Source organism: Enterovibrio calviensis DSM 14347 (genome assembly GCF_000621165.1).
In the GTDB taxonomy this organism is placed as follows: Bacteria; Pseudomonadota; Gammaproteobacteria; order Enterobacterales; family Vibrionaceae; genus Enterovibrio; species Enterovibrio calviensis.
Window position 1 is genome coordinate 40,882 of record NZ_JHZA01000021.1, and the last position, 12,119, is coordinate 53,000.

Annotated in this window: 10 protein-coding genes; 6 read left to right on the forward strand and 4 right to left on the reverse strand. The window is 47.3% G+C overall.

Going from position 1 to position 12,119, the window contains the following annotated elements:
- The first annotated feature begins 5 nt into the window (after positions 1 to 5).
- The 4 genes from Q365_RS0116345 (at position 6) to xni (ending at position 6,462) form a co-directional block, all read left to right on the forward strand.
- Positions 6 to 2,288, forward strand: a complete 2,283-nt coding sequence (locus Q365_RS0116345) for a tetratricopeptide repeat protein (protein WP_028024361.1) — start codon at positions 6 to 8, stop codon at positions 2,286 to 2,288.
- Between the two features lie 131 nt (positions 2,289 to 2,419).
- The gene (locus tag Q365_RS0116350) at positions 2,420 to 3,976 is read left to right on the forward strand and encodes a GGDEF domain-containing protein (RefSeq protein WP_028024362.1); all 1,557 of its coding nucleotides are present in this window, start codon (positions 2,420 to 2,422) and stop codon (positions 3,974 to 3,976) included.
- Positions 3,977 to 4,243: 267 nt separating this feature from the next.
- Complete coding sequence (gene ppnN, locus Q365_RS0116355; protein ID WP_028024363.1) at positions 4,244 to 5,614, forward strand: nucleotide 5'-monophosphate nucleosidase PpnN; 1,371 nt, start codon at positions 4,244 to 4,246, stop codon at positions 5,612 to 5,614.
- Between the two features lie 74 nt (positions 5,615 to 5,688).
- Complete coding sequence (gene xni / locus Q365_RS0116360) at positions 5,689 to 6,462, forward strand: flap endonuclease Xni (protein ID WP_028024364.1); 774 nt, start codon at positions 5,689 to 5,691, stop codon at positions 6,460 to 6,462.
- Between the two features lie 140 nt (positions 6,463 to 6,602).
- On the opposite strand, the gene rlmM is transcribed toward xni, so the two are convergent.
- The 4 genes from rlmM to Q365_RS0116380 all read right to left on the reverse strand — a co-directional run bounded on the left by rlmM (position 6,603) and on the right by Q365_RS0116380 (position 9,632).
- Entirely contained in the window at positions 6,603 to 7,670 is a 1,068-nt protein-coding gene (rlmM, locus tag Q365_RS0116365) for a 23S rRNA (cytidine(2498)-2'-O)-methyltransferase RlmM (protein WP_028024365.1), read from the reverse strand.
- A gap of 68 nt (positions 7,671 to 7,738) precedes the next feature.
- The gene (locus tag Q365_RS0116370; protein ID WP_028024366.1) at positions 7,739 to 8,116 is read right to left on the reverse strand and encodes a DUF423 domain-containing protein; all 378 of its coding nucleotides are present in this window, start codon (positions 8,114 to 8,116) and stop codon (positions 7,739 to 7,741) included.
- Complete coding sequence (locus Q365_RS0116375) at positions 8,113 to 8,730, reverse strand: alpha/beta family hydrolase (RefSeq protein ID WP_028024367.1); 618 nt, start codon at positions 8,728 to 8,730, stop codon at positions 8,113 to 8,115. The genes Q365_RS0116370 and Q365_RS0116375 overlap by 4 nt, the downstream gene beginning before the upstream one ends.
- Positions 8,727 to 9,632: a transcriptional regulator GcvA gene (locus Q365_RS0116380; RefSeq protein WP_028024368.1), complete on the reverse strand. Its 906-nt coding sequence runs from the start codon at positions 9,630 to 9,632 to the stop codon at positions 8,727 to 8,729. Before Q365_RS0116380 ends, Q365_RS0116375 begins: the two co-directional genes overlap by 4 nt.
- A gap of 434 nt (positions 9,633 to 10,066) precedes the next feature.
- Here Q365_RS0116380 and Q365_RS0116385 point away from each other — a divergent pair, with 434 nt between their 5' ends.
- Both Q365_RS0116385 and csdE read left to right on the forward strand, forming a co-directional pair.
- Complete coding sequence (locus Q365_RS0116385; protein WP_028024369.1) at positions 10,067 to 11,290, forward strand: aminotransferase class V-fold PLP-dependent enzyme; 1,224 nt, start codon at positions 10,067 to 10,069, stop codon at positions 11,288 to 11,290.
- A gap of 15 nt (positions 11,291 to 11,305) precedes the next feature.
- Positions 11,306 to 11,728 carry a cysteine desulfurase sulfur acceptor subunit CsdE gene (gene csdE, locus Q365_RS0116390; protein ID WP_028024370.1) on the forward strand — a complete coding sequence of 141 codons (423 nt, stop codon included), beginning with the start codon at positions 11,306 to 11,308 and terminating at the stop codon, positions 11,726 to 11,728.
- Positions 11,729 to 12,119: the final 391 nt, after the last annotated feature.

Here is a 12,119-nt window from a genome sequence, read left to right on the forward strand (position 1 = left end):
TAATCATGCGATTTTTGACAACCGCACTGCTTTTTCTTTCCCTGCTGATCAGCAACTTTGCCAGCGCGACCATTAATTCAACGCCGATATTAACGGAAGCAGAAGCCTTACTGCACACAGCCCCAGGGCAAGCGTTGCAAGTCACTGAACGCTACTTAATGCAGCGCCGACTAGCGGAAACGACCAACCGACCACATAGCAATAATGAAGCTGATCGCTCTATTCGCACGCCCCTAAATACTGTGCATGCCTATTTAATCGCAGCCAAAGCGCATGGCACTCTGCTGCAACGCGAAGAAGCATGGAAGTTTTTGGCTTTAGCGAAAGAGATGGCAACGGCTCATCACCTCAAACGCGCGCTTCTTGAAGTCACTCTGGCCGAAACGTCGCTATTGCTGATGCTCAACAACGACCCGAAAGCCGCGGAAAGTCTGCTTCAGACACTGATTGCGAAAATCCCTGAATTCACAGACATGCATTCAAGCCGTATTCAACGTCTAACGTTTGAAGCAAGGCTACTGAACGCCATTATTGTGACCGAACAGGAGCAGGGAAAAGAAAATGAACAAAAGACCCTTGCTCAATTTGAATTAGCGCAAAAAGCACTAGGTGCAGATGCCGATTTAAAACTCAAAGTACGATACCAAATTGCGCTAGGGAACTACTTCCTCCGCATTCAATCTCACGAGCGTGCCTTATCCGAGTTACTCAGTGCATACTGGCAAGCCAGTGAGAATGATTTTTCAGCGCAGATTGCCCAAGCCAACATCGCATTGACCAAGCTGTATCAGCAAAAAGGGGCATTTGATAAAGCACTTCAACATGCCAACCAAGCGGCTGAATTCTATGAACAGTATGATTTGAGATGCGGCCTCTCCGAAACACAAACGCTACTTGCAGGTTTATACCACCAGCAAGGGCGCTACAATTTTGCACTCGTTCACTACTTTAACGCCCTAGAACTAGAAAAAATGTTGGCTCGCGACGTTCAAATCGCGGACATTAACGTTGCGATAGCAAATACTTACCTCAAATTACTCAGGTATCCGCAAGCAAAGGAATATGTCAACGACGCCATCAAACTTGCTAAGAATGCCAACGCCATGGAAGTACTGGCGCATGCCCTCATCGTTAAAGGGGAGCAGGCATTATTAACTCAGCAGACGGATGTCGCCATTGATGCATTAAAGCAGGCCTTAAACCATGCGACAGCCATCAACAACTATACGCTCAAGCGTGACAGCCTAGCTCAGCTATCACGCGCTTATGAACAAAAGCCTGACTACCCAAATGCCTTGTATTTCCAGCGCCGATACGACGAAATCAGTCAACGTGATGAAACCCAACGCCGTAATCAGGAAACGGAATCCTTTAAGCAAAGCCAACGCGTTATCGAGCGACAACTTCAATTCGACGACATGCAAAAACAGCATACCGAGAATACACAAACCATTGTTGAACAAAAGAAAATAAACCTATTCCTACTGGGAAGCTTAAGTATCCTGTTGTTAGTTTTAGTGCTGAGAAATCGCGCTGCATCTGTGCGACTCAATCAACTTCAAGATCTGCAAAAAGAACTTTATACCCACCCTCGAAGCGGTCTGCGCAACTTGCGAATGCTCAATGATAGGTTGTCGAACTCACTGGCAAAAACCAGCGCGCATTTCGAACAATGGTATCTGGGCGAAATGATCCATGAACCCCTTAGCGATAAACTCAGCTTTGCGATGTTTGAAGTCCCTTTCTTAAAGGTTGTCTACCTCCAACATGGCTACCATCAAGGGTTAGAATTAGAACGTCAGATGGGTGATTTCTTAAAATCACACATCATCAAACCCGCACGTCTTTACCACTTCTCTGATGCCATGTTCATTTACATTGAACCCAATGCTGAAACCCTCAATGCACCAGAGCGTCTCGCATCGAAAATTCAGCAATTAGTTGATAATTTTGTCCAAGAAGCTGGACTTAAAGACGTGGATAATCGACTTCGCGTTGGTATGGCAGACTACCCTTTTCTGCCTCGCGCATTTACCTCCATCAACGACAAAGAACTTATCGACATTCTACTGATGGCAACCAGCGCGGCCCGCCAGGCCTGTAAAAATGAGCTGACCAGCCAATGGGTCCAAATCAGCGCCATTGATTCGACCCCTGCCGCTTGTTTCGCCGACAATAATGTTCGTCAAGCGTGTCTTGATGGCATAAGTACTGGGTTGCTTAAGGTCAAAACTTCGGCAAACGGTGAGATTAACTGGCAGACGGTTCACGAATCTGATAAAAACTGACGTCAATTTATTGATAAGACAAGCAATAAACCGTTATAGCTAGTGGTCGCGCGCATGCGTTTTTCATTTATCAGCCCCAAAGTCGATGCAAACGCGCATGTGGCGGGGGTTTGGAGATATAGTCGTAGTTTATGTCCAACTTCTCGTCAGATGAAGACGTCATCACACTGAAAGAAAAGTTGCAGCACTCTCAGCTGGTATTCCGTGATTTAGCTCTTAAATCGCGGCGTGAAGCGACGATCTTAAAAAGGCTGATTTCGCGCCTTATTGCCGCATCTCAGGCGCATGAAGACCCGCTGCTCAATGAGCGGTTATCAAAGATACGACGAGAGCTAGACAGTCAGGACGACGTCAGCAGATTGATCCCTCAACTTGCATTGGTAGAGCGAATGGTCAACAGACATAATCAAGCGATGGAGAAAGCCAAAGGCACATTGGAATGTCAGTTTGAGCAAAGTGCTGAAACGCTAAAGTGCTTACCAGGGCTCCCTGCGCAGCTCAAACGAGACCTGCGCAACCTGCTGATGAATCCCAATGCCCAAGAGCATGGCAACAACAATAAAATTGTCGCGCTTCTTCAACTTTATGAGCGCGCGCTCAAACTTCTGGCGCTACCTTCGAATGGGTTATCTGCAAAAGAATTGCTCAATATCGATCGCATCAATCAATTGTGCAGCGAATTGCAACACCTGATCACTGAGCTGGATTTTGATGGAGAAGCAGGCGATCGTTTACTAAGCATTCGAAGTCGACTTCTGCTCGCACCTGAAGCGCAAACCTTACTGGAACTGACCTTAGAGTCGGTTCAGCTCATACTTGACGGTACGCGTCACGAGCGCAAAGCCTCTCAGGCTTTTTTGTCGCAGCTTAATGAAGATTTGTCGGTGGTTCAGCGCCATAACGGACGCTCAATCGATAACTCTCAAACCATTTCGACCCAACGAAGCGCGATAAACGAAGAGCTCGAAGTTTCCATAGAAGCTATCCAAACTCATCTTCGAGACGCCGAGTCGCTGGAAGACCTGCGTCCTAACCTATCTCAAGTATCGGTGAACCTAGCCTCACTAGTGTCGCGTAACAAAGAGCTTGAAGAACGCGAGCAACAGCTGCTAGAACAATTACAGCACAACGAACAAAAGCTTGAAGCGCTTTACAGCCAAACGATGGACTACCGCCGCCGTTTAGGTGACCAAGAGCGCAAACTCCTGCTCGACCCGCTCACCAAGGTATATAACCGCGCAGCACTGGATGATCGCTTAGAACACGAATATCGTTGCTGGATGCGCTACGAAACGCCGTTCTGCCTCGCCATGATTGACATTGACCACTTCAAAAGCGTCAACGACCAATACGGTCACCTCGTCGGAGACAAGGTATTGAAAGTCGTCGCAAGAACCATTCATCAATGCTTGCGTGATACCGATTTTATCGCACGATTTGGCGGTGAAGAATTTGTCATATTGTTACCTGATGCCGACGAAGAGACACGAAAGTCATTGCTGAACAAGGTTCGTGAAACCATCGCAAGACTCCCTTTCAAGTTCAAAGACACACGCCTATCTGTAACCGTCTCTATCGGCGCAAGCATGTTCAAAGACAACGACAATACAGTCCAAGTGCTCGAGCGTGCAGACAATGCGCTTTACAACGCCAAGCACAATGGTCGCAACAAACTAGTATGGGCCTAATGTAACACCTGAACTGTCTCCTTATTTCTTCGTTTCACTCAGTAACATCGCCACCCGCTCAAAGTACCCTGCTTCGTTCTCTCTAATCTCCCTTCACTGTGCCACACCCTTTTATTGCACCAAACTGGCTAAACTAAATATCTGCGTGTATGGTTAATTAACACACTGATTTTTATAGCATTGAAAACAATAACTCATTGAATGAAATGATGCTTATAAAAAGCCTTTCTCTTTAGGCAGTGTGTTTTCTTCGCACAGGAGGTGACTATGATCACTCATATCAGCCCAGTCGGGGCAATGGATCTACTTTCCCAGCTTGAGGTCGACAGACTCAAAGACACCGCGCAGAGCGATTTATATCGCCTGTATCGTAACTGCTCGCTCGCCGTACTTAACTCCGGCAGCCATACCGACAGTTCCAAAGAACTTCTTGAGCAATACAAAGCATTCAACATTCGCGTCATGCGACGTGAGCGCGGAGTGAAGCTAGAATTGGTCAACCCACCCGACCACGCGTTTGTGGATGGAAAAATCATTCGAGGCATTCAAGAACACATGTTTTCGGTGCTGCGTGACATCATCCACGTCAACGTACAGCTCGAACATGCCAAAATTTTCAATCTGACGAATTCAAACCACATCACCAATTTGATTTTCGACATTTTGCGTAACGCGAAAGCCCTCGTGCCGGGTAAAGATCCGAATCTGGTGGTGTGTTGGGGCGGTCACTCTATCAACTCCATTGAATACCAATACACCCGTGAAGTCGGCCATGAACTAGGGCTGCGCGAGCTTAACATCTGTACCGGCTGTGGACCGGGTGCCATGGAAGGCCCAATGAAAGGCGCAGCCATCGGTCACGCCAAACAACGTGTTACTGGCAGCCGCTTCTTAGGGCTAACCGAACCTTCTATTATTGCCGCCGAGCCACCCAACCCTATCGTTAACGAACTGGTGATCATGCCGGATATTGAAAAACGACTCGAAGCGTTTGTGCGTGTGGGGCATGCCATCGTAATTTTCCCCGGTGGCGCAGGGACGGCAGAAGAGTTGCTCTACTTACTCGGTATTCTGATGCACCCAGACAATGCCAGTCAGCCAATGCCCGTTGTACTGACGGGCCCTAAAGAAAGCGCTGATTATTTCCGAGTAATCGATGAATTTATTCGCGATGTCATTGGCGAAGAGGCCACCAAGTATTATCAAATCGTGGTCGGTGACCCAGCGAAAGCTGCACGCATCATCAAGCAGGGTATGCCTGCGGTCAAAGAGCATAGACAGTCAACGGGAGACGCTTACTCGTTCAACTGGTCACTAAAAATTGCACCTGAGTTCCAACTGCCATTCGAGCCTAACCACGAAAACATGGCGAACCTCGACTTACACTTGAATCAACGACCTGAACTTCTCGCGTCCGCCCTTCGACAAGCCTTCTCTGGCATTGTCGCCGGTAACGTGAAAGAAGAAGGGATCCGCGAGATTGAGCGCCATGGCCCATTCAAAATCAATGGCGATGCGATTTTGATGAAAAAGATGGATAAGCTGCTTCGAGGATTTGTTGAACAACAACGCATGAAGTTACCAGGAACAGCCTATGTGCCCTGCTACGAAATCGTTCAAGGGAATGGAGGTCGCTAACGGTTAGCCTTTCATTTATCTCTCAAGTAATTAGAATGGCCCTATTGGGCCATTTTTCATTTAGCGGACACCTCATGTCTATCCATCTCGTCATCATTGATGCCATGAACCTTATTCGTCGAGTTCACGCAGCCCAGCCAAACCCTGATGATATCGCCTCAACAGCGCAAGTGTGTTGCCGAGCACTGAACAAAATCATTCGCTCTTCAGAACCTACTCATATGGTGGCGGTTTTTGATCACACAGAACAAGACAGAGGTTGGCGCGCGGAATTAATCCCTGAATATAAGCAAGGCCGCAAGCCTATGCCTGAGCCCCTGCATGATGGGCTCAACATCATTCAAGATGCGTTTTGGGACATGGGTATCGATTCACTGCTGTCATCCGGCGATGAAGCTGATGACATGATTGCAACACTGGCAGTGAAAGTCGCCAGCAAGAACGGACAAGTCACCATCGTTTCCACGGATAAAGGCTATTGTCAGCTTCTTCAGCCGACACTGCGCATTCGCGATTACTTCCAGCAGCGTTGGCTAGACAGCCCCTTCATTGAAAAAGAGTTCACGGTCTTACCGATTCAATTGGTCGATTATTGGGGACTAGTAGGGATCAGCTCCAGTGGCGTGTCGGGTGTACCGGGGATTGGCCCTAAAACGGCCGCAACCTTGTTGCAGCGTTACAACACCTTAGAGCAAATTTTTGCAGCTGATGATATCGAGCCCAAATGGCAGAAAAAGCTCGAAGGCAACCAAGAACTCGCCCAACATTGCAAGCAAGTCGCCACGCTAAAAACCGATATTGCTTTAGGTTTCAACCTTCAAGATATTCGTTATACGCCAAGCGCATAACAAGCAAATTGCACCTAGACAGCTCGCAGCAGCAGTAGCAGTAGCAGTAGCAGTAGCAGTAGCAGTAGCAGTAGCATCAGACAATAAAAAACGGCAGCCCTTGGGCTGCCGTTTTCTCATGACCACAATCGTTAGAAACCTTAGTTCAGACGACGAAGGTGTACCGTTACTTCTTCACGATCGTGATACAAGTGCTTCGCTTGGATTTCAAACTTCACACCGTTTTCAATCAAGAACTTTTTCAAGTTATCGATATCTTCTTTCACTTGTTCGTATCGACGGTTCATCGGCAATTTAAGATTGAACATCGCCTCAACCGCCCAGCGTTCGATGATCCATTCACCCATTAGCTGCGCGACACGGTAAGGCTTCTCAATCATGTCACAGACCAACCACGTTATGTTCTTACGTGGTGGCTCAAACTTAAAGCCGTCAGCCGCGTGGTACTTAACTTGACCCGTTTCCATCAGGCTTTCAGCCATCGCGCCGTTATCAACCGCGTGAACAAACATAGATCGTTTCACTAGCTGATAGGTCCAGCCACCCGGACACGCGCCAAGGTCGACTGCACGCATTCCCGGTGCAATTCGTTCGTCCCACTCATCGCGCGGAATAAACGCATGAAATGCTTCTTCCAACTTCAGTGTTGAACGACTTGGGGCTTCTGATGGGAATTTCAGACGGTGAATACCCATATAGTGTGGCGAGTTATTGTTGCTCAGCGAATACCCTACATAACAGCAACCTGGCGCCGTGAAGTACACGTGCAAGACAGGTTGTTTTGGGTTTTCTTTGGCTAGCAACACGCCGCGTTTGCGCAATGCTTGGCGAAGCGGCACTGTGAACTTGCGACAGAATTTAAGAAGATCTTTACCTTCATTCGTGTCTGGCGTTTCAACACGCAAATCACCACACTTCGGTAATTCACCACCGAGTGCAAGAATAGGCGAAATACGATCGCCTGGGTCAAGATCGGATAGCTGTTCAATAACGGCAACCATCTGACGCGCAAAAATGAGCGATTTAAGAGGAAGCGTTTGAAGCAGTTTCTCTGCATCGCCTTGCTGGTAGCATTCAAACAATACATACCCAGCGTTTTTGATAACGCGAGGGAAACCGTAGACTTCTACAGCGGTTGCTTTGTCTTGAATCTCACCCGCACATTCTTTTTCAAAGCCTTGACGGCAATACAATAAAATCTGATTCACACGATGCCTTTAGATGCCGTGGTAAAAATAACGCGCAATTATACCTCAGAAAACGTGATTCAGCGCACCTAACTCGCACTTCGCCACAATGACCACGCTGCCACTCCCCAGCCCATGAGAAAACTCAACCCACCGATCGGCGTAACAGGCCAGAGCCAACGCCAATCCGTCAGTGCTAGACCATACAAACTGCCACTAAAACAAAGGATCCCAATTGCGATAAACCCTCCCGCTATTTGCAGCGAACGCTGAGGTGCGACATAAAGCCAAAGTCCAATAGCAATGAGCGCCAGTGAATGCCAAAACTGATATTGGACGCCCTTTTCGATAATGGAGAGTGCATAAGGTGTGACATGCGACTTTAACCCATGGGCCGCAAATGCCCCCAATGCCACTGCGACACCAGCCAACACACAGCCCAAAGCCGCAAGCTGATTCCCCTTCATTGGCACACCTCTCGCACAAAGCTAACAATGTGTTCTGCAGCAAGCTGGCGATTACCCACCTCTGTGTAACCGGATGCTTTTCGTGGCTTAAAACTGTGGTCGCCATCAGGCACAAAGGTCAATCTAACGGCATCAGAGAACGGATAACTCTCAAGTTCACTGCGGTTGCCGAACGTATCGCGCTCCCCTTGCAAAATAAGCGTTGGCTTTGTCATTGACGCCAAGTGCTCACCTTTGTCTTTTTCAGGTTTGCCGGGAGGATGAAACGGAAAGCCTAGACACACGATGCCTTGAACATCGAGCGTTTCTAAGTGGCTTGCCATGCGCCCGCCCATAGACTTTCCACCGATGATCGTTTTTCCACGCCCAAAACGTTCAACCACTTCCGTGAATGCTTCAAGTAATTTCGGCGCGCGATCTGGTGGTCGTCGTTTCCCATCTTCAGCGCGTTTGATCATATATGGAAAATTAAACCTCACGACCCGAATGCCCTGATTAGCGACTTGCTTAGCCACCGCTTCCATAAATTCATGGTGCATATCGGCACCCGCGCCATGTGCAAAGATAAAGGTCAGTTCAGCCTGTTCAGGGCCATCAATGATTACATTATTCATGCCGAAATTTGCTCCTGTTCTGCGGCGGCTTTAGCGAGCACCCAATCACGAAACGCGGTAATGCGCCCCGAATCGGCATCCTTTTGCTGACTCACCAAATAAAAGGCGTTTTTACTCATTAAGAAATGCTCGAACGGACACACCAATCGCCCTGACTCAAGTTCAGGCTGAGCCAGCACATTGTTACTTAGTGCAATCCCCTGCCCAAGGGCCGCGGCTTGAAGCACCATCGCCGAGTGACTAAAAATAGGACCATAGTTAAGATTAATATCAGTAATCTGATAGTGTTTGGCATACGTCGTCCAATCTCGCCTAGAACGATCGTGAAGCAAGGTGTGATGCTTAAGATCGGCGAGCGTGTTGAGCGGTTTATCGCTATGAATGACGGCTGGGCTGCACACAGGCAGAAGAAACTCAGGGTAAAGTTCATCGCAACGTAATCCTGGCCAATTTCCCCGTCCATAATAGATGGCGACATCCACATCATCAGTGAGAGAACCATCTTCCATGTCGACCGCTTTGATACGCACATCAATTTCAGGGTGCGCTTGGTTAAAATCCGATAAGCGCGGCACTAACCATTGAATCGCAAAGCTCGGCGGCAAGCTGATGGTCAGCGCCCCTTTGGCTCCTCGCTCCAAAACGCGATCAGTCGCATCAGCCAGAGACACAAAAATATCTTTAATGTCGAGAAAGTAGCTTTGCCCTTCTTCAGTCAACAATAAAGAGCGATTACGACGCCTGAAAAGTTTTAGGCCGAGAAACTCTTCCAATGATTTTATCTGATGACTAACAGCAGCTTGCGTGACAAACAACTCTTCAGCAGCACGCGTGAAGCTTAAGTGCCTCGCAGCTGCTTCAAACACACGCAATGCGTTTAAAGGTGGTAAACGTCTGGCCATTTCTCGCCCTAAATTGATAAGTTTTTCTAATGCACTACATTACAAAATGTCCATTGTTCTGTCACCCCATAAAACCTATAGTGCAGCCGCGCCCTAGGATTAACGCTCCCTACGTTCGTTCAATACTATGGTTGCGATGTTGTGTTTGCATATTTCGGCCTCAGCCGAGTCTCGGTAATAACATCTTGCCGTATTTTTACCTTTATCTATCAACTAGATTATCGTCGCACTGAGCATTTCACTCGGTGCTTTTTTTTGCCCATTTGTTATCAAACGTTCACTAACTGCCTTTCAATAGCGCGTCTCTGCGCTAAAGATCTGCGTCGAGCGCAGACTGTTCCGGACTGCTGCGCACGCACTTTCACTTGAGTTCATGTGACAGAAAAGCGATCATTCCTACCCGATAACAAACTCAACAACATGACGCCTAAATAATGATGACCCAACCTTTTGATGTTGATGCCATTCGCCGCGATTTCCCTTCGCTAGACCAGCGCATCCATGGACAACCATTGGTGTATCTCGACAGTGCAGCCACTTCGCAGAAACCGTTGTCCGTCATCCAATGCATCAATGATTATTATTCAGGCGCAAATGCAAATGTTCATCGCGGCTCGCATTCGTTAACGGCTTCAGCAACACAACGTTTTGAAGCGGCAAGACAAACCGTTGCAGATTTTATTGGTGCATCAGTGAAGGGCATCGTTTGGACACGCGGAGCAACGGAAGCACTCAACCTCATTGCCCAAAGCTATGCCAGACAAACGCTTCAAGAAGGTGACGAGATTCTTGTCAGCGAAATGGAACATCACGCCAATATTGTTCCTTGGCAAATGGTCGCGGAGCAGACCGGAGCAAAAGTAGTAAAATGGCCAGTCGACCCCGAAACCTGCCAACTCGACCTATCTGCATTTGACACACTGCTTAATCAAAAGACAAAGATCATCGCCATTGCACATGTCAGCAACGTTACCGGCACGCGTAACCCCATCGAGAACATCATTGAAAAAGCCCATGCTAACGGTGCTATTGTGGTGGTTGATGGCTCGCAGGCAGTGGTGCATGAACAAGTTTGCATCAACGAGTTGGATGCGGATTTCTACGTCTTTTCAGGCCACAAGCTCTTTGCTCCTGCGGGCATTGGCGCGCTATATGGCAAACCCGCCCTGCTTGAAGCCATGCCTCCTTGGCATGGGGGCGGAAAAATGGTCGAAAATGTGTCATTCGACGGAACCACCTATGTCACGTCATCAGCGAAGTTTGAAGCAGGTACGCCAAACGTTGCTGGCGCTCTTGCGCTCGCCGAAGCGATCAATTGGGTTAACAAACTTGACCGTAAAGGCGCAGAACAGCATATAGCCTCGCTTCAGTCACAGTTGATCAATGGCATCAGAGACATCGATGATCTGTCACTCATTGGATTGCAACAAGGCGCTAGTGTTGTGGCATTTCACGTTGAAGGCGTACACCACTCCGATATTGCGACCTTACTTGATCAACAAGGCATCGCTGTGCGCTCAGGGCAACACTGTGCGCATCCGCTGATGGATGCACTCCGCCTAAATGGCTGTGTGCGCATCTCGATCGCTTTGTATAATACCGCCGATGACATTGAGCGCTGCATTGCAGCCATTCAAAAAGCCTGTGACTTACTTTGAGAAAGAACAAAGATTATGACTACTTTTCCAGCACACCCTTTTGGCACTGAAATTACCACAGCAGATATTATTGATAGCATGAAAAGCTGCCGTAGCTGGGAAGACAAATATCGTCTCATTATTCAACTAGGTAAACGTCTTCCTAGTCTGGAAGAGAGCCTTAAATCGAAAAGTATTCCGGTCTCTGGCTGCGAGAGTAATGTGTGGTTAATTTGGAAAAATGACAACAACTCTTACCAGTTTGCAGCAGATTCAGATGCGCGCATTGTTAAAGGATTGTTAGCGTTAATATTGGCCGCTTCAGAGGGAAAAACACAGGAAGAGTTAATGGCATTTAATTTCGAAAAATACTTCGAAGAAATGTATTTACTTGATCATCTCAGCCCCTCTCGAAATAACGGAATTAGAGCAATTATTGACCAAATAAAGCACATTTAGAGCCTTTCTGACTCCTTAATTTCTTATTCATTTCACCACGTTACATGACCACCTTACCGTACAATACACTTATTAAAGCTGAGACTTCAGTCGATAATTCCGATATTTAACTTGCGCATTAGTGGCTTTCTTTCTTAACTTGAATTGCTTTTGTTTTAAACAGTAGCGTCGATTAATTGAACAGCTAAATACCAATGCGCTCGAACCAAAAAATAGTGTATTTTTCAAATTTAATTTAATCAAGATCAAACCACAAACCAAAAATTAACATAACGTTAACTTTTGGTGCTTTATTGTGGATCCAGATCTTGTTTTTGTAATTCTCCCCCTATTCGTTTTGCCTTACTCAAAAGATTGTATATCTTTGAACCCAGTGGTCATAAAACCATCA

Bases quoted from the DNA above. Each gene is read 5' to 3' on its own strand.
- Q365_RS0116385 (WP_028024369.1), top strand. From the start codon at position 10,067: ATGATGACCCAACCTTTTGATGTTGATGCCATTCGCCGCGATTTCCCT.
- ppnN (WP_028024363.1), top strand. From the start codon at position 4,244: ATGATCACTCATATCAGCCCAGTCGGGGCAATGGATCTACTTTCCCAG.
- Q365_RS0116350 (WP_028024362.1), top strand. From the start codon at position 2,420: ATGTCCAACTTCTCGTCAGATGAAGACGTCATCACACTGAAAGAAAAG.
- Q365_RS0116375 (WP_028024367.1), bottom strand. From the start codon at position 8,730: ATGAATAATGTAATCATTGATGGCCCTGAACAGGCTGAACTGACCTTT.
- Q365_RS0116380 (WP_028024368.1), bottom strand. From the start codon at position 9,632: ATGGCCAGACGTTTACCACCTTTAAACGCATTGCGTGTGTTTGAAGCA.
- Q365_RS0116370 (WP_028024366.1), bottom strand. From the start codon at position 8,116: ATGAAGGGGAATCAGCTTGCGGCTTTGGGCTGTGTGTTGGCTGGTGTC.
- xni (WP_028024364.1), top strand. From the start codon at position 5,689: ATGTCTATCCATCTCGTCATCATTGATGCCATGAACCTTATTCGTCGA.
- Q365_RS0116345 (WP_028024361.1), top strand. From the start codon at position 6: ATGCGATTTTTGACAACCGCACTGCTTTTTCTTTCCCTGCTGATCAGC.
- csdE (WP_028024370.1), top strand. From the start codon at position 11,306: ATGACTACTTTTCCAGCACACCCTTTTGGCACTGAAATTACCACAGCA.